Origin of the sequence: Viridibacillus sp. FSL R5-0888 (genome assembly GCF_038009105.1) — a bacterium.
GTDB classification, from domain to species: Bacteria; Bacillota; Bacilli; order Bacillales_A; family Planococcaceae; genus Viridibacillus; species Viridibacillus arenosi.
Map to the genome: position 1 here is coordinate 2317300 of NZ_JBBPAU010000001.1, position 18239 is coordinate 2335538.

At 34.7% G+C, this 18239-nt stretch carries 19 protein-coding genes and 3 riboswitches; of the genes, 6 read left to right on the forward strand and 13 right to left on the reverse strand.

The features are described 5' to 3' along the window. Position 1 precedes the first annotated feature (1 nt). From MKY02_RS11500 to MKY02_RS11520, 5 genes are read right to left on the reverse strand one after another with little or no spacing between them, the layout of a single operon-like run. A complete protein-coding gene (locus MKY02_RS11500; RefSeq protein WP_038181511.1) occupies positions 2-652 on the reverse strand; it encodes a precorrin-8X methylmutase in 651 nt (216 codons plus the stop codon). A 12-nt stretch (positions 653-664) separates the two neighbouring features. Then, complete coding sequence (gene cobK / locus MKY02_RS11505; protein ID WP_340709028.1) at positions 665-1435, reverse strand: precorrin-6A reductase; 771 nt, start codon at positions 1433-1435, stop codon at positions 665-667. Further along, on the reverse strand, positions 1432-2352 hold the full coding sequence (locus MKY02_RS11510; RefSeq protein WP_340711211.1) for a sirohydrochlorin chelatase: 921 nt from the start codon (positions 2350-2352) through the stop codon (positions 1432-1434). The genes cobK and MKY02_RS11510 overlap by 4 nt, the downstream gene beginning before the upstream one ends. Positions 2353-2373: 21 nt before the next feature. Next, on the reverse strand, positions 2374-4047 hold the full coding sequence (gene cobJ / locus MKY02_RS11515; RefSeq protein WP_076034936.1) for a precorrin-3B C(17)-methyltransferase: 1674 nt from the start codon (positions 4045-4047) through the stop codon (positions 2374-2376). 28 nt (positions 4048-4075) lie between these two features. Next, positions 4076-4441, reverse strand: a complete 366-nt coding sequence (locus MKY02_RS11520; protein WP_038181501.1) for a (2Fe-2S) ferredoxin domain-containing protein — start codon at positions 4439-4441, stop codon at positions 4076-4078. Between the two features lie 200 nt (positions 4442-4641). Beyond that, a riboswitch (cobalamin riboswitch) is annotated at positions 4642-4831 on the reverse strand. Between the two features lie 244 nt (positions 4832-5075). After that, a riboswitch (cobalamin riboswitch) is annotated at positions 5076-5259 on the forward strand. A 201-nt stretch (positions 5260-5460) separates the two neighbouring features. Here MKY02_RS11520 and MKY02_RS11525 point away from each other — a divergent pair. From MKY02_RS11525 to MKY02_RS11545, 5 genes are all read left to right on the forward strand, one after another. Next, on the forward strand, positions 5461-6222 hold the full coding sequence (locus MKY02_RS11525) for an energy-coupling factor ABC transporter permease (protein ID WP_038181498.1): 762 nt from the start codon (positions 5461-5463) through the stop codon (positions 6220-6222). Beyond that, positions 6219-6521 (forward strand): energy-coupling factor ABC transporter substrate-binding protein, encoded by a 303-nt coding sequence (locus MKY02_RS11530; RefSeq protein WP_038181494.1) that lies wholly within the window; start codon positions 6219-6221, stop codon positions 6519-6521. The genes MKY02_RS11525 and MKY02_RS11530 overlap by 4 nt, the downstream gene beginning before the upstream one ends. Before the next feature lies 1 nt (position 6522). Further along, positions 6523-7317 carry a cobalt ECF transporter T component CbiQ gene (gene cbiQ / locus MKY02_RS11535; protein WP_038181491.1) on the forward strand — a complete coding sequence of 265 codons (795 nt, stop codon included), beginning with the start codon at positions 6523-6525 and terminating at the stop codon, positions 7315-7317. Further along, positions 7310-8158 carry an energy-coupling factor ABC transporter ATP-binding protein gene (locus MKY02_RS11540; protein WP_340709031.1) on the forward strand — a complete coding sequence of 283 codons (849 nt, stop codon included), beginning with the start codon at positions 7310-7312 and terminating at the stop codon, positions 8156-8158. The genes cbiQ and MKY02_RS11540 overlap by 8 nt, the downstream gene beginning before the upstream one ends. A gap of 342 nt (positions 8159-8500) precedes the next feature. Continuing rightward, on the forward strand, positions 8501-8647 hold the full coding sequence (locus MKY02_RS11545; RefSeq protein WP_143691030.1) for a TetR-like C-terminal domain-containing protein: 147 nt from the start codon (positions 8501-8503) through the stop codon (positions 8645-8647). 298 nt (positions 8648-8945) lie between these two features. Here the strand turns inward: MKY02_RS11545 and MKY02_RS11550 are convergent, their stop codons facing one another. The 5 genes from MKY02_RS11550 to MKY02_RS11570 all read right to left on the reverse strand — a co-directional run bounded on the left by MKY02_RS11550 (position 8946) and on the right by MKY02_RS11570 (position 14391). Next, on the reverse strand, positions 8946-9587 hold the full coding sequence (locus MKY02_RS11550) for an alpha/beta hydrolase (protein WP_038181480.1): 642 nt from the start codon (positions 9585-9587) through the stop codon (positions 8946-8948). Positions 9588-9755: 168 nt separating this feature from the next. Continuing rightward, the gene (gene metA, locus MKY02_RS11555) at positions 9756-10664 is read right to left on the reverse strand and encodes a homoserine O-acetyltransferase MetA (protein WP_038181475.1); all 909 of its coding nucleotides are present in this window, start codon (positions 10662-10664) and stop codon (positions 9756-9758) included. A 91-nt stretch (positions 10665-10755) separates the two neighbouring features. Further along, a riboswitch (SAM riboswitch) is annotated at positions 10756-10863 on the reverse strand. Between the two features lie 176 nt (positions 10864-11039). Further along, complete coding sequence (gene galE / locus MKY02_RS11560; protein WP_038181471.1) at positions 11040-12095, reverse strand: UDP-glucose 4-epimerase GalE; 1056 nt, start codon at positions 12093-12095, stop codon at positions 11040-11042. 147 nt (positions 12096-12242) lie between these two features. Beyond that, positions 12243-13373 carry a glycosyltransferase family 4 protein gene (locus MKY02_RS11565; RefSeq protein ID WP_076034934.1) on the reverse strand — a complete coding sequence of 377 codons (1131 nt, stop codon included), beginning with the start codon at positions 13371-13373 and terminating at the stop codon, positions 12243-12245. 382 nt (positions 13374-13755) lie between these two features. Then, positions 13756-14391, reverse strand: a complete 636-nt coding sequence (locus MKY02_RS11570; protein WP_076034933.1) for a sugar transferase — start codon at positions 14389-14391, stop codon at positions 13756-13758. Positions 14392-15322: 931 nt separating this feature from the next. Here MKY02_RS11570 and MKY02_RS11575 point away from each other — a divergent pair. Further along, entirely contained in the window at positions 15323-16498 is a 1176-nt protein-coding gene (locus MKY02_RS11575) for an aminotransferase class I/II-fold pyridoxal phosphate-dependent enzyme (protein ID WP_038181461.1), read from the forward strand. A gap of 224 nt (positions 16499-16722) precedes the next feature. On the opposite strand, the gene MKY02_RS11580 is transcribed toward MKY02_RS11575, so the two are convergent. The 3 genes from MKY02_RS11580 to MKY02_RS11585 all read right to left on the reverse strand — a co-directional run bounded on the left by MKY02_RS11580 (position 16723) and on the right by MKY02_RS11585 (position 18109). Continuing rightward, entirely contained in the window at positions 16723-16998 is a 276-nt protein-coding gene (locus tag MKY02_RS11580) for a hypothetical protein (RefSeq protein WP_340711213.1), read from the reverse strand. A 38-nt stretch (positions 16999-17036) separates the two neighbouring features. Continuing rightward, the gene (locus MKY02_RS22015) at positions 17037-17243 is read right to left on the reverse strand and encodes an NERD domain-containing protein (RefSeq protein WP_412104683.1); all 207 of its coding nucleotides are present in this window, start codon (positions 17241-17243) and stop codon (positions 17037-17039) included. A 362-nt stretch (positions 17244-17605) separates the two neighbouring features. Further along, complete coding sequence (locus MKY02_RS11585) at positions 17606-18109, reverse strand: hypothetical protein (RefSeq protein ID WP_340711214.1); 504 nt, start codon at positions 18107-18109, stop codon at positions 17606-17608. Positions 18110-18239 lie beyond the last annotated feature (130 nt).

Here is an 18239-nt window from a genome sequence, read left to right on the forward strand (position 1 = left end):
GTTAAGCCTGATCAGCTAATAGTGAAATGGCATTAAGTGCCGCAACAGTTACGGTACTACCACCTTTACGTCCAAGGTTTGTAATAAACGGTACTTCTGTGATTTTAGCTAATTCTTCTTTCGATTCTGCAGCAGATACAAATCCAACAGGCATTCCGATTATTAAATCCGGTTTTACTACACCTTCTTTAATTAAGCGAATCAATTCTAATAATGCAGTTGGTGCATTTCCAATTGCATAAATACCACCTTCATGTAAATGAGCAGCTTTTTGCATTGACATAATAGCACGTGTAGCACCTGCCTCTTTAGCAGCTTTCGAAACATCTTCATCAGAAATATAGCAATATACATCTCCACCGTGTTTTTGGAATCGCTTATGTCCGGTACCACTTTCAATCATTTGCACATCAGCGATAACTGCTTTACCAGAACGAATAGCTCTAATACCCGCTTCAATCGCATCTGGATGAATAATTACTGAGCGACCTAAATCGAAATCCGCTGAAGCATGAATAATACGACGAATGATTTTCCATTCATCTTCCGTAAAATCATGTGGACCATATTCCTCTAAAATAGTTGCAAAACTATGTTCGTAAATTTTATCTGGATCGACTGTTAAAGGTTTAAAATCTGTTCTAAAATCCATTTGGAATTCCTCCTAAATTTTGGAAAGTTGAGTTTGTAATGCTTGAATAACATCTATAAAAGTAGAATGAACATTCTCATAAGCTACTTTCGGTCTAGCAATCATAATTGTTTCAATGCCACATTCCAGAGCTGCTGTTAATTTCTCATCAACTGAACCTACTTTGCCACTTTCTTTGGTAATCATTAAAGTGACATCGTATTGCTTATAAAGAGCTATATTAAGCTCTTTAGAAAATGGACCTTGAATAGCAACGATATTCTTTTGTTCTACACCAAGCTCTGCGCATTTTTCCATATTGTCTAAACGTGGTAGCATACGGGCAATGACTCTTGTATCCTCTAATCCTAATAACTTCTCAGTAAATGTACCAAGTGTTTTACTGCCAGTTGTCAGCATGATGACACCGCGTTTTTTAGCCGCCAGATTTGCCGCTTCCTCGTAGTTTTTTACTAAGATTAATTTGTCATTTTCGAATTGCTGACTTTCACGTTCATAGCGGATATATGGAACACTTGCTAATCTTGCACCTTCTAGTGCATTTTTTGATGCCTCTTCTGCAAATGGATGAGATGCATCTACTACAGCTTGTAAGTTTTTTGATTGAATAAATCGAGCCATTTCTTCAGCTGTTAGACGACCAATATGCGTTTCTATATTTGCTTCAACTAAACTTTTTGCAGCTGATTCAGTGACAACAGTTGCAAAAACTGGGTATCCAGTTTGTTGTAACTCTATCGCCAATGCTCTGGCATCGCTCGTACCTGCTAAAAACAAAATCATTTTGCAGTACCAGCATGTTCGTGATCGTGTTCATGGTGGTGATGGTCATGATCGTGGTGATGATGGCCGTGGTCGTGGTCATGATCATGGTCATGATGGTGATGATGCTCTACAAATTCCATTGCATTGATACGGTATTGGCAAGTATCACAGTTCATTTTCACATTACCTTGAAGTGATTCTTCAACTCGATCTGCTAATACTGTTTTTAGTTCAGCGTGGTAACCAAAGTAAGACGCTAATTTTACTTCTAATTCAGGGTACTTAGTTTGGTAACTTAAGACCATTTGTTCCATACGTTCCATCAGAATACCTGTGAATAGGAAGTAAGGCAGCATAATTACTTTTTTAGCTCCTAACTGCTGACATCTTTCAATACCTTCCTCAACTGTTGGGTAAGTTACACCCATAAATGCACATTCTACTGTACGAACATTTAACTGTTCCCAAAGCATACGGGCAATTTTATAAAAGTCGCTATTAGCATCTGGGTCACTACCACCACGTGCGATTAATAAAATAGCTGTATCTTTATTTTCCGCTTCATGATTGAAACCGGCATCTGTTAAACGTTCTTTTAAAATTGAGAAAATGGATTCATGTACACCTAGTGGACGACCATATGTAATTTGTACAGTAGGATATTTTTCTTTACCTTCATCAATCGCTGCTGGAATATGAATTTTCGAATGTCCTGCTTGCAATAAAATAATCGGAATAACATGGATTTCTGTAGCACCTTTAACGACACAGTTATCAATCCCTTGTGCAATGTTTGGTGATGCAAATTCTAAAAAACAAGATTCCACTAGTAATTGACCATCTAATGTTGGCTTTAATTGCTCTACAAATTTATTAACCTCTGCATTACCCTTTGCTAAACGACTACCATGCCCGACGAATAATATAGCTTTCATAAATATAGTTCCCCCTAAGTTTTAATCCCCGCAAGGAGCAGGTTCAATTTCAATTTTCGGTGACATATCTTGATAGTTAAATCCTTGAATTCGCTTCACACGTTTGAAGTATTTGAACAAGCGCTCGTTCGGATGTGCATTTTGACGATATTCTTCAACGATATTACTGACAACTTCTACAATCTTTTCTGGCTCAATGCCCTCTGCAACTGGTTGTCCTGGGTGAGCCGTTCTACCAACTGGCTTCGCACCTACAAAAAGATCAAATTTACCTTTTCGATAGACGATTCCGACGTCTTCCATTACAGCTTTATAACATGCCATACCACAGCCATTAAAACCGATATTAAATTCTTTAGGCATGTTCAGACCTCCAAGTTTTTCTTGAAGTTCCTCAGCATAAGGAATTCCGCCCGTTTTCTCACCATCACAGAAATCACATGCTTTTATTGTGACAACATCACCAACTGGTGACAGAATAAAGTTTGCATCTTGCAGTCTAGCTGTAATAAAATCTGGCTTTGTTGTTGGGATTTTCAAAAGAATATTATGGTTTGGTGTATATTCCATAGTGCCTTTATCTCCAACTACATCAGCTAATGTCATCATTTGTTTTGGTGTAAACCTTTTATTTGCAACCCCAGGGCTTACGGCTAATTCGAAAATAGATTCCATTTCTTGCTGTACAAAAGTAGTTTGAGTTTCCACTTGCTGACCCGTTACACGAGTTAATGCATCTAATGCCATTTCAAATGAGCCAATTTTAGGTTTTGGTTCTGTTTTTACAACTGACGGTTGCTTAGCTCTTACTAAAGCAGGTGCACTATCAATAATTTGACTACGCTGAATGCCGGTTTCTTGGTCCATTGCCCACGGTTCTGCCTCTTCTTTCAAACGTTGATGTGGTTTTAGTGGTTGTTTTTCAGCATTCAATGTGTATTTTCTTTGGTAACCACGAGGCGTAATCATTTTATTATCATACAAAAATGTCGATGAATTACCGATGACAACTGTCGTTAACATACCAATATCATGATTTAACATATCTTTTAAATTAGTGATGATGATATTTTGTCGATCACGATAAGCGCTTTTCACTAAACCTACTGGTGTTTCAGGTGAACGATACTGTAATAAAATACGTTGCGTTTCGACAATTTGTCGTGTACGACGACCACTCCGTGGGTTGTAAAGAGCTATTACAAAATCCGCCATTGCCGCAGCTTCCACACGTTTTGCTATTAAATCCCATGGAGTTAGGTGGTCACTTAAGCTGATCGTACATGAATCATGCATGACCGGTGCGCCAAGTAAAGAAGCACAAGAGTTAATAGCGGAAATGCCAGGAATAACTTCAATTTCAACACCGGTTGCTTCTGTCCATCCCTTTTCTATTAACACTTCATAAACTAGTCCGGCCATACCGTACACACCTGAGTCACCACTTGAAATGACCGCTACTTTTTTACCATTTTCAGCTTGTCTTACGGCTTCTTGAGCCCGAGAAACTTCTTCAGTCATACCGGTACTGATGACAGATGTATTACTATCAATTAGATCTTGAATGAGTTCAACGTACGTTTTATAACCGATAATAAAATCACTTTCTTGCAGTGCTTCAACTGCCCTAGTTGTAATATGTTTAAAATCTCCTGGACCAAAACCAACTACATAAAGTTTGCCAAGTTGCGACATTCAAACATCTCCTTTTCGTTACATCTAACTATTTGTTTTTCGAAATACCTTTAATCGCTCCTGATGTAGGGTTTTTCGTCATGTTGCCATTTAATGTTTGGTAGACGACATGAGGTGCAACTTGCTGATCCATACATTCGCGAACAATTTGACGGCCAATTTCAGGAGATTCTGCTTGATACCAAGTACCTTGTGGATACGCAATAACGACACAGGCATCTTTGCAACGTCCATTACAGCGAGTTCGAGTTGTATGTATTTGTTCGTCAACCCCAAGCCTAGCAATCTCATCCCTTACTGCCAGCGTTACTTCTTCGCCGCCCTTTTTCAAACAGCTACTACCATTACAAATGAGCAAATGGCTTTTCATTCTTTCTAAATTCCAAGTTGTCATCGTGATCCTCCCATACTGTGTTCATCATTTTTTATGAAAAATCTATGGAAATAGGGTAAATTGGCAACTAGTTATTTATTTTGGTAAATAAAAAAACCTTAATTCAAAGAATTAAGGTTTAAAAACTAGATTATTCAGACAACACATCAAAATAAATAAGCATCGTCCACTGTAGCCTTCACCTTTCCCTCCGAAAAGTATCGTTCATAATTATAAAAGCAGGTTTCCTGGCTTACGCGTCACTTTACTTTGATCTCTTCCCAGTATTTTACCAGTGAGTGTTATCATTTCATCAGCGTTACAGTAGCGGGGGCTGCATCGGATTCTAACCGATTTCCCTATTATCCTACATGTTCAATAAACCAAACATGTCGGCACTTTTAAATTTGATATTCAATTGTATTATTCAGTAAATTCTAAATCTGTAACTATCATATACTAAATTTTACTAGATTCAAATAGATTTTTTTATGAATATTATCTTGACATAATTTAAATTCTACATTTACACCTATATAAAGTTATTAAAAACAGTTATATCTACCTTACTACTCAATTTCAATATTTTTGAAAATTCCATAAAAAAATCTAGTAGAAAGAAAATTCTCATGATACACTATATTCTGAAATCAAACAATTCAATAAACTTTATGGTGTTAAATTAGCGTTTAACTTAAAAGGGAAGTCGGTGTTAATCCGACGCGGTCCCGCCACTGTGTTGAGGAGTTTTGCTACATTATGTCACTGTCAATAGACGGGAAGGCTGTAGCAAAATGAGGATTCTAAGCCAGGAGACCTGCCATAAAGTGAGGAACTGTTTCAACCTACGAGGATGGGTGTGAAAGTGAGTAAGTCTTATTTTTTGATGACTTTTCCTTCACGCACTTCTTTCTATGAAAGAAGTGCTTTTTTATTTGCAAACTGGCTGTACGCCCTATCCAGAGAGGTATTTCATAGGAGGTGTTATTTGTATATAACTGTATATCTAGTAAAAATACATAAATAAAAGGGAGAATAATATGAATAAGTTAAAATCAATATTTAACTGGAAAATGATTTATTTTTTAGCATTTGTCATGATTGTTCCAAATCAAGCATTTGCCATGCACATTATGGAGGGATTCTTACCTGTAGAATGGGCTATCTTCTGGTGGGCAGTAACAATTCCATTTTTGATAATTGGATTCCGTTCAATACGTAAAACAATTAAGGAAAATCCAGATACTAAAATGATGCTTGGCTTATCTGGTGCTTTTGCTTTTGTTTTATCCGCACTTAAAATCCCATCTGTAACTGGTAGTTGTTCTCACCCTACTGGTGTAGGTTTAGGAACTGTATTATTTGGGCCATTTGCAATGAGTATTGTAGGTTTTATTGTTCTTTTATTCCAATCATTGCTTTTAGCTCATGGTGGCTTAACAACACTTGGTGCTAACGCATTTTCAATGGCAGTCGTTGGTCCACTAATTGCTTACGCTGTTTACAAAGGGGCTTCTAAAGCAGGTTTATCCTTTGCATTTGCTGTATTTTTGGCTGCAACTTTAGGTGATCTTGGTACTTACCTTGTCACTTCTATTCAATTAGCACTTGCATTCCCTTCTGAAATCGGTGGAATCTCTGCCTCTTTCACTAAATTTAGTAGTATTTTTGCTTTAACGCAAATTCCTTTAGCTATTTCTGAAGGTATTTTAACTGTGGTCATTATGAATTTCTTAAAAAAATACAACGTAGCTGAGCTAAAAGCACTTCGCGTCTTCACAAAAGGAGCTGAACAACGATGAAAAAGAATTTAATACTAATCTCAATCGTTGTCATTCTTGCTATTTTCCCTCTTTTCATTCAAAAAGGGGCTGAATTTGGAGGAGCTGATGGTGAAGCTGAAGCTGCCATTGGCGAAATTAATGCTTCGTATGAGCCTTGGTTCTCAAGTATTTGGGAGCCACCAAGTGGTGAAATCGAAAGTCTATTATTCTGCCTTCAAGCAGCCATTGGTGCTGGTTTTATCGGTTACTTTGTTGGTCTAACAAGAGGTAAATACAAACGCAAAGATAATGTGAATAACAAAGAGGGTCAAATATAAGATGCTTCTTATTGATAAATATGCTTATATGAATCGTTGGCAGCATATTCATCCAATAGAAAAAATGGTATTCACCTTTTTTCTGATGTTATTTTCGTTAACTGTGAAAGATACACTTGTATCACTCATCACATTCACTGTGATGAGTGCTTTTACAATTTTAGGTGCGAAAATTCCTTTTAAATATTATTTCAAGTTATTATTAGTGCCTAGTTTTTTCCTATTATCGAGTATGCTTACAATATTAATTTCAGTTTCAAGCAATCATAGCTTAAGCCCCTCTTCACTTTGGACAACTGAATTTTTAGGATTTCATATTTTTATTACAGAAAATAGTGTAGAGACAGCAATCCAATTATTTTTTACAGTGCTAAGTAGTATTAGTTGCTTATATTTCTTAACATTGACTACACCCATCCATGATATTTTACATGTATTACGTAAGCTGAAAGTACCAGCATTATTAATCGAATTAACTGAAATAACATATCGCTTCATTTTCGTTTTTTTAGAAACATCACTTAAAATTCATCAAGCACAAAATTCTCGTCTTGGTTATTTTACTGTGAAACAAAGTATCCACTCATTAGGTTTACTTGTTTCCACTTTATTTGTCCATGTATTTCAACGTTCTAAAGAATTAATAATTGCAATGAATTCTCGGTGCTATACGGAAGATATAAAATTATTAGAGGGTGAGTATTCATTTTCTAAAAGAAACTGGGTATTAATTGGACTCATTTCTTTTAGCATTGTCTCTGTTTATATTCAGTTTGGAGGAAGTCTAAATGGATGAGCTTTTTTTTGACATACAACATCTTACACATAGCTATCAAGATGGGACGATTGCATTAAACGAGCTTTCTCTTTCTATAAAAAAAGGTAAGAAAATTGCACTACTCGGTAATAACGGAGCTGGTAAATCTACATTATTTCAGCATTTAAATGGGATATTGCAACCCACTTCAGGTGAGATATATTTTAAAGGAGAACGGATGGAGTATGGGCGCAAATCTTTATTACAGTTACGAGAGCAAGTAGGCATCGTATTTCAAGATCCAGATTCTCAATTATTTTCTGGCACTGTAAAACAGGATATCTCGTTTGGTCCAATTAATCTTGGCTGGTCTAAAGAAAAAGTAGTTGAACAAGTTGACTGGGCGATGCAAAAAACTGAAGTTATCGCCCTACAACAAAAACCAATTCATTTTTTAAGTTTAGGACAGAAAAAACGTGTTGCTATTGCTGGAGTTTTAGCAATGAATCCCGATGTCTTAATATTAGATGAACCATCTGCAGGTCTCGATGCATATTATTCTAAACAAATCATGTCACTTTTAAATACGATTCATAAACCGCATAAAACTATTATTTTATCGACACATGATGTGCATTTTGCATATGAATGGGCTGATGAGATCATTGTCATGAGTGATGGACAAATTCTATATCATGGTGATCCTGTCTCCGTTTTTAAACAACCTAACTTACTTTCAAAAGCTCATCTTGAGAAGCCATGGGTATTTGAAACGGCAGAGCAATTACTGCAAAACGGCATGTTAGCAATTGATGTCCCCTTCCCTCGAAATAGGGAGCAATTATTTCAACAATTTAAGGCAGACAAAACAGTAAAGTAACAATTATTATTCTTAAACCATACTAGTATTTTTCTAGTTTGGTTTTTATTTTCTCTTAGACGCTGGATTTTGATCTTATCTATATAGACTACCGAGGTTTATATTTAATCAATATTTATTCATACGATAATATTAAAGTTATTACTATTTACAATTAATATAGAAATAAACAAAGCCACGAGCGACTTTTTACCATGGCTTTGTTTATTTTTCTTCTATTTAATTTTTTGCTTGTTCTAAAGTGGTTTTTTCTATTTAGTATCCGCTTTTTTTTATACTAAAAATCAGCCAGCACCTTTTTTAATAGAATTATCTGAATATATAAAAGAAAATTCCGACTTCATGAATGTCATTCTTGGTCCAACTTCTGCTCATTTAGGAGTTATTCAACAATGGTTAGATAGTGATATGAAACAAACACCCTATGAAATATCATTAATACTTTTCAATTTGACGGTTCAAGGACCTAGATCTTCTATTGGACTCTGAATTAAAGGCAGGATTATAAACTTTTCATCTTTTTATCAAAAGCAAACAGTCAGTTGATGAGATTGTAATGGCAGCTGGCTGTTTCTTCAAATACATGCTTTACAGGAATCTCAGCTAATTTCATCTTAATTGCCTTCATTTTCATTTATTCTAGATAACTGGTTCTTGTCCCCATAGAAAAAACACCTCCACGTTGATTTTTAGAAGTAGGATACCCAATTTTTCAACGAAAGGTGTTTTTATTTGTCTCATTTTTCTATGTCAGTACATAATTTTTCTCGTAGCATTTAAAATATAGTTAAGAAATTTGTTCTTTTAAGAAAGTGACTAAGTCTAAGTGATTAGCTGGTGTAACACCATGTCCGTCTGGATAGCTCTTAAACGTGACAGCTGCACCTAATGACTCAAAGAAGTCCTTACTTTCAAGACCCCATTGATGCGGTAGAACATAATCATATTCACCATGAGAGATGAAAATTGGCATATGTTCCACTGATTGTTTATGATATTCGTTTTTCACAAAATCAGGAATATAACCACTTAAAGCGACAACTGCTGTCAACTTATCGCCTAAAACAAATGCTAGTGACTGTGCTAAAATAGCTCCTTGGCTGAAGCCCATTAATACAACTTTCTCTACATCAATATTATAAACGAAAGAAGCTTCATCTATAAATTCTCGGATAAAATGAACTACTTTATCAAAAACTGGACGATCTGGTTCCCCTATATCTTGAATTGTAAAGAAGGCATAACCAGGTTTATGTGTAATAGGACCACGCAAACTAAAAATATGACAACTATCTTTAAATTCAGCTACTAATCCAGGTAAATCTTGCTCATTACTCCCCATTCCATGTAATAAGAAAATGGCTGGGTATTTTTTAGATGGATCCATATTTTTTGGTTCTGTATGAATAAATGTAAAAGGTGAGTTCATTAATTGTCTTCCCTTCGAGATAAACTATATTTATAATAGCATAAAGTATGCTTTGTTGGTGCTCACCTTTAGATTTTAATAGAAAATGGTCTTTACTTATAAAGAGTATCTACAAAAAAAGAAAATGCCCTATGCTATTTTACTAATAGAATAGAGCATTTATTTATATTATTCCCACTCAAATGGTGTTTCTTGGTACACATAGTAGTTCAGCCAGTTAGAGAACAATAAATGCGTATGTGAACGCCAAGTATTATATGGCTGTTTTGCTGGATCATCATTTGGAAAATAATTTTGAGGAACTTCTATATTCAACCCTTTTGCAACGTCACGTGAATATTCGTCTGCCAAAGTATGAGCATCGTATTCTAAATGCCCAGTTATCATGATGTGCTTTTCATCTTCTGACATGACAATAAATACTCCAGCATCATCAGAGGCTGAAAGTAGTTTGAGCTTTGGATGAGCTTCAACTTCTTCAATAGATACAGATGTATTCCGTGAGTGTGGTGCAGTGAATATATCATTAAAACCTCGAACAAGCTTTACAGTTGGATCTGTGATTGTATGATCATAAATTCCTGAGCATTTCTTCGCAAGTGGGAATTTCCCAATACCATAATGATGATAAAGTGCTGCTTGTGCACCCCAACAGATATGTAACACAGAAGTGACATTTGTTTTAGTCCAATCCATAATACTGACGATTTCTTTCCAAAAATCAACATCTTCAAACTCCATTAATTCAATCGGTGCACCCGTTATAATCATGCCGTCAAAGCGTCGGTGCTTAACATGTTCAAACGTCGTATAAAATGATTCTAAATGTGTTTTACTAACATTTTTTGAAACATACGTTGCAGTATTTAAAAACGTTACGTTTACTTGTAGAGGTGTATTACCAAGTAGACGTAATAATTGAAGCTCAGTTTTCTCTTTTTCTGGCATTAAATTCAAAATTAATATATTTAAAGGACGAATATTTTGGCTTTTTGAACGGTCCTCTTCCATTACGAAGATTTTTTCCTCTTTTAGTAATTCCGTTGCCGGAAGGTTTTTCGGAATATTAATTGGCATAGCTATTTCTCTCCTTTTTGTCTATTATGTACACGCATATAAAAAGCCCTCATTCTAAGGATAAGAATGAGGGCTAACTTAACACGCTCGTTTCTTATCTTCCAAGACTTTTGTCTTGTAGGACTTAGCACCTTTCTGATTAAATCAGAGGTTGCTGAAGCTTCACAGGGCCTTATCCCTCTGCTTCTCTTGATAAGAATATGTAATTGATTTAATCCTATCATTAAATTGTCAGATAAGCAAACATTTCTGTCAATTTAACCATAGGAAATAAGCCCTCATAGTTTTCCTATAGGGCTTTAGAAAAGTATTTTAAAACAGGGTAATTCAGTATGTTTAATACAGTATAAATCATATTCCATTTTTATGCAACAATTACAAATCAGTTATATATAACAACTGATTTTCTGCTACATTCCTTACCTTATAACCATTTGGATTATTCCTTTGCCATCTCCAAGCATCTCGACACATATCTTCCAAAGTTTTTTCTGCTACCCAATTCAGTTGTTGTTTTGCTTTTGTCGCATCTGCATAGCTAATGGTAACATCACCTTCACGTCGATCACTTATTAGGTATTTAATTGGAATACCTGAGACATATTCAAATGTTTTTACAACTTGTAGGACGCTATATCCTTCACCAGTACCTAGATTAAATACTCTCCATCCATACTTTCCTTTTAAACTTTCTAACGCTTTTACATGACCTTTTGCCAAGTCTACTACGTGAATATAATCACGAATACCGGTTCCATCAAGCGTTGGATAGTCATTTCCATATATATTTAAAAAAGGTAATTTACCCGTTGCCACTTGCGTAATATAAGGCATCAAATTATTCGGAACGGAAAAAGGATCTTCTCCTATCATGCCACTTTCATGTGCTCCAATTGGATTAAAATATCGTAATGAAACAATGGAAAAAGAATGATTGGATTGTGCAAATTCATATAAGAATTTTTCAACAGCTAGCTTTGTTGTTCCATAGGGATTCGTTGTATTTAAGGTTGCAGTTTCAGGGATAGGACATTGTTCTGGGGTGCCATAGACAGTTGCTGATGAACTGAAAACGAGTTGACGTACTTTATACTTATTCATTAGTTCGACTAACTGGATTGTGCTTACCAAATTCTGCAAGTAGTATTTAATTGGATTGTGGAGGGATTCTGAAACAGATTTGGAACCTGCTAAATGAATGACGCTATCGATTGAATAGTTTTGAAATACCTTTTCTAAATCTTCTTTATGACTAATATCTACGGAGAGACATGTTATTTTTTTCTTTGTGATTGCTTGCATACGATTGATTACTTCTTTATTACTATTAATAAAATTATCTACAATAATGATTTCATGACCAGCTTGGATTAACTCGATACATATATGTGAGCCAATATATCCTGCTCCACCAGTTACTAGAATGTTCAATACTTCTCTCCATTTCTTAACTTCTTTGAATTACTTATTACATTCTTCCTCCTAGAACGAGATGTCTTTAGGATAATCGCCTCCTTTAATACAAATCCGTTTGTAACTTGTCTAAATTTAAAAATCTAGAGAATTGCTAATAAAAACTTAGTGATGATCAAGTATTGTTACATCTATTATCTGTTTCTTTTCATTTTGAGCCTGTAAATACTGACTCACTGTTTTGTCATACATAGAATGAAATGAGAATCTATCTTCAAAATAACGGCAACCTGCATGACCAAGTTGCAGCCTTAAGTCGCTATTCTCTAGTAATTGAATCAACTTGTCTCTAATAACTTGTATATCATGATTTACTATATACCCTGTTTCATTATCGATAATGAGTTCTTGTACACCCCCTACATTCGAAGCGATAACTGGTAACTGAGCTCTCATTGCCTCCAAGATAGAAATAGGTAGTCCTTCAAAATTAGACAAAAGGACAAAGATGTCAGCCTGTTGTAGTTGTGTTTCTATATCATCACGAGAACCTAGAAATGTAACGCGGTGGTCGATACCATTTTGTAGCGTTAACGTTTTTGCAGCTTCCATCTCTTTTCCATCACCTATGAAAACTAGCTGCCACTCATTTTCTTTCATTGAGGAAAGAACTTCAATCAAAAGATCTTGACGCTTAGGTTGCTCAAATCTTGCTACCATAACGATTTTTGATATTTTATTTTGAGGAAAGCTATGTTTATTACTATTCTGAATACCATTATGAATCGTCGTCATTTTTTCTTTTTTGCCAACTTTTTTTTTGATAGCAAGTGCGTAATCATAATTTGAAACAGTAATAATTCTAGTCGTTTTTCTCGCAAATGCCCTCTCGATTTGTTGATAAATCCAACGTTTTATTGGTTTTACTCCTTCAGTAAATGCCCAACCATGTGCAGTAAAGACAGTTGGTATATTTAAAGAAAAAGCTGCTAACCTACCAACTACACCCGCTTTTGATGAATGAAGAGCTACTACATCTGGATTAATACGACGTAATATGGAACGTATTTCAAAAAATGCACGAATATCAGCTACAAGGTGAATAGCCCATTTTAAATTTTGAAGTTGAATAATGCTTATATTCTTTTCATTTAACGGCTTAAAAATGAGTTCTCCTTTTGAAGTGAGTATTGTTACTTCATGTCCATCTAAAGCAAGTTGTTTTGTGAGAGCAAGTACATGTGTTTGAGCTCCGCCAGTTGTATCTAATTTCGTGATTATTTGAACAATTTTCATTAACTCACCTTTCTTTGATCTTTGTGTTAGCCAATATACGCTGATTAATGAAACTGTTCTCCATATGGCCAATTTATTTACCTTGAAACCACCATTAACGAATGCTTATGATTACACAAATACTTTGCTGCAATTATCTGGTTTTTAATATGGAATTAATAGCCGCTGTTAACAGTCAAACATTACTGCCTGTAATACAGTTACAAATACTAAAAACCTTCTAAGAATCTATTATGTATAAGTGAAATAAGCTATTATTTCTTTTTACTCCATCATTTTTGGCTTCACATGTCAGTTTACTGGATGATCAAACTTCATTATTTTTCGACTTGCTCGCAATACATGGCCATTTATATAGATGAAATATAACTTGAATTACATATCAATAAGCTCCTTCTCGACTAAAAACCACACGAATAGTGCGAATTAATATTTTGATATCGAGTAGTAAAGAGCAATTCTCTACGTAATCAATGTCATAATTTATTTTTCTTCCATGAGGAATATTAGAACGTCCATTTATTTGCGCCAATCCTGTAATTCCTGGTTTCATATACAATCTTTTAGACTGTTCTACATTATAATAAGCTGTAATTTCAGGTACTTCAGGTCTTGGTCCTACTAGACTCATTTCACCTTTTAAAACATTAATAATTTGTGGTAGTTCATCTAAGCTCATTTTTCTTAGTAACTTCCCTATACCTGTCATCCTCGTATCCTGTGAGTTCTTAAAAACAAACTGTTCGGGGACCCCACCTTCCCAGTCAGTCACTTTACACCTCTGACTAAGATCATTACGCATCGTCCTGAACTTCCAAATTTGAAAGTTTGAGTAATTTAATCCCGTTCTCTCTTGTGTAAAGAAAATAGGTCTTCCAGATACAATTAGTAATGCAATAGCTATTATTAGCATCATAAGTACAATAATAGGCAAAAGAATACTAGAAACAACTACATCTAATAGTCTCTTTCCATATTTAGCATAAAACCTAGGTCTATATATTACATTTATATGCATATCAAACCTCCTTTTTCACCATCAATTTCGAACTACACTTATAACAAATGTATTGATTCTATTATTTGATTTAGAATACACATTCCATTTTTATCGAAAATAAAATATTTCATAGAAGATAAAAATTTGCGTCAAGTTCATTCTAAACCTTATTTTTCACGGTCTTTTCTTTAAGAAATATATGAACATATTTCTTCTTTTATGATGAAATCTAAGTTAAGTATATTTATTTTTTAAACATTTCTATATCAATGAAGGTAAAACACTAAGAAAAAGCATCATGTTATAGTTTTTTTGAAAATTTAATAAGGTTTGCAACACTTCCATAGTAAAAACCAACTTTATAATAGTTTATTTTGAAAATACATACAATTTTCCACAAAAAAATCAAATGCCTACTATAAGACATTTGATTTACCATAAAATTTTTATTTTGAACTTTTTACAGAGTTAACTAAATCCTCACTAAAGTTTGCCAATTTTTTTGATACTGTTGAGACAGATTCAATTGATGATGTACCTACTTTATGACTATTCTAGTCCGAATCTGTATCATAAACTGTTACAAAATCTATTTATTAGAACTCGGAATCTTCACTCTAAAAATGATAGATGATTTATTTACTATAACCCCAAACAACAATTCGATTGTTACATTTTGTATATTTACATAATTAAAGCTACCATATAGTAGTAATATATAGATCATTTTTAGAGGCAAGCCAATATAAATATCACTTGTATTAATATATTTCACTAGTGAAGATGAACTAAAATCTCTTTTTTTAATCTTAAAACATTTATAAACATTGAACATTCAGAGAATATTTATCAAATAATATGAAATTACTAAAGTTTATCTGTTACATAATAGCTTTAGTATGTTAAAATATTTCTTAAAATTACTTTTGCAACTAAGGAGTGCTTGCATGTGAAAATCGAAAAATCAAAAAAAATGGCTATGTTTCCAAAAGCAATATTCGGTGATTTGAAAGCGGCGGCCAATGCGAAAGCAGCTGAAGGCGTTAAATTAATCGATTTAAGCTTAGGAAGCCCGGATCTTCCACCAGACGAAAAAGTACGTAAAGTATTGTCTGAGCGTAGTGCATTAGCCAGCTCATATGGTTATACACTAAGTGGTACGAAACGATTCTACGAAGCGGTAGCCCGTTATTACAAACGTCGTACTAATGTAGATTTAGATCCTAATACGGAAATTATTCAAACAATGGGTTCACAAGAAGGACTTGTCCATTTACCGATGGCCTTCTGTAATAAAGGTGACTATGTACTAACGACGAACCCAGCCTACGTAGCCTTTGATGCCGGTATTCATCTTGCAGAAGCTATTCCTTACTATATGCCTTTATTAGAAGAAAATAATTACTTACCAGATTTCGATGCAATTCCTGTAGAGGTTGCTGAAAAGGCAAAACTGATGATTCTTAACTTACCAGGAAATCCAGTTCCTGCAATGCCTAACGAAGCATTTTTCGCTAAAGCAGTTGCATTTGGCCGTAAATATAATGTCATTATTTTACATGATGCTGCCTATTCAGAATTCTATTTTGAAGGCGACCGTCCATCAAGCTTCCTTGCTACACCAGGAGCTAAAGAAGTCGGCATGGAAATCAACTCTCTTTCTAAAAGCTTTAGTTTAGCTGGTGCACGTATTGCCTACATAGCAGGAAATGCTGAGATGATCTCAATTATCCAAGAACTAAAATCTAATTTGGATTACGGAACTTTTGAGCCAATCCAAGAAGCTGGTATTGTTGCATTAGACAATGCTGAAGAAATAACAGATCGTCTTCGTGCTACATTCTCAAAACGCCACCATATTTTAATGGATGGTTTAACTAAAATTGGCTGGAACGTAACACCTTCAAAGGGTGGTATGTTCGTCTGGGCTAAATACCCAAATCAAGAAATGAACGATATCGACTTTGTATATCATGCAATTAAAGAAACAGGCGTAGTCATGGTACCAGGTATCATCTTCGGTGATGCTGGAGCTGGTTATGTACGCTTAGCACTTGTTCAAAATGAAGAATTAATAGCTGAGGCTGTTGAACGACTTGCTACATTATCAGTAGTGCACGCATAATAGCTTTTGACCGCAATAGGGTAATACCTTTTGCGGTTTTTTTGTGGTGAAGGTGATGGGAATTTTTCTTGTGATATAAAACACTCAGCTTTTCTTTCAACCTACTCGCTCTTTTTGGGCTTCCTTTTGTGCTATTATGGCTCTCTTTTAACCTATTCAGCTCTTCTTTTAACTCACTCGCTCTTTTTGGCCTTTCTTTTGTGCTACTCGAGCTCTCTTTTAACCTATTCAGATGACTCCGTTTTTTTTTGTTCAATTGGTATATTGTATTTTCCGCATAAAGGTCTATGTTTAAAAGATCTATTATTCACTTTAATTGAATGAATTACTGCTCCTATTTGAGCTTTGTTTATTACTACAGGGAGCTCATTTAGTTTTTGGATAAATAGTGCGATTTCTTTCGACATGATGTACGGTACAGTTGTAGGTGCAGTTTTAATTACTGTACGGCTATTAGGCATAATGATTGTTTTATAAATAGGTAATTGCAGAAACTTCATGTTTTTTAACCAGCGCTCAAATGTATCTGATGCACGAATTAATTGATTTGCGGACAATGATATGCAATGGAGTGCCCTTCAAGTTCTTGAATGAGTTGATAGGGCTGTTCTTGGAAATGTAAAGTTCCTCTCATATTTTTAATTTCAATTAATAGAATATAGCTTTGTGTGAGTAAGTCGGAATCTATTTGGGCAATACGAGTTGGAGAGAGTTGACACTCGAAGTTTGGGAAGTAAAAAAAGATTTGTTAAACGGTACTTCTAGTACCATTTGATCTACGCGACATTCACCATTAAAACCAGCTGTTACATTTTCAAGTTGGCGAATGATGTCTTCGATTTTTTGATGATATGGGGAGAGTCGTTTAATGAGTCGCTTATGTGCAAAGATTTCACTTGGTACTTGTCGCTTAATGAATATAGGCTTCCCCCCCTAAACCACCACACTTTTATTCATACCACCTTATATACAGAATAGCCAAACAATATTACTCTATATTATTGTTTCTTATATATGAAAATATTGTAGTTTAATTCAAAAGTAAATCAATTCATAAAGTAAAAAAGAATCCATTCTGATAAAATGAATTCTTTTTTATACAGGCACTTAATCATCCAACAATATAATCTTTTGCGGTGTTGTTTGTGGTGGAATGCTACGTGTACTCATTTTGAAGAATACAGCTATGTCATGTCCATCAAGCTTTTCGGTCGCAATACTTTCCCCTACTGCATCTATTATTTTCGTATTTTGACTAATATTTAGCCGTAAATCTGCTTCTACTAAAGATGTTCCGGCATTGTATGTACCAACTTTGTTGCCATAGAATAAATCTTTCTCATTCACAAGCACGAGTGTTGGAGAGAATTGCGGTGGAAAGATCATCATTGCAGGTTGAAGCTCATGGACATAGGCATGAATAAAAAAGCCTCGCTTTAGTTCACTTACTAGAAGGGGCTCATATGAAGTGCTATTAAAAATAAGTGTTTCTTTCGTTAGATTAAGTATAAATGTAGAGTTGTCATCTTGTTTATGACAAGTTAAGGCGAAATGAGATGATGTTTCCTGGAGTTCAGTGAGTATACCTTTGAAATGTATAAAGTTAGACATGTTAATTCCCCCTTTTTTACTTTTGACGAATTACATAACTGGAAGTTTCGTGTTCAACAATAAGCGAAAAGGTCCGTGAACCCATTCGCTTATATAAAACACTTTTGAAAGAGGTATAGAGTAATGAATT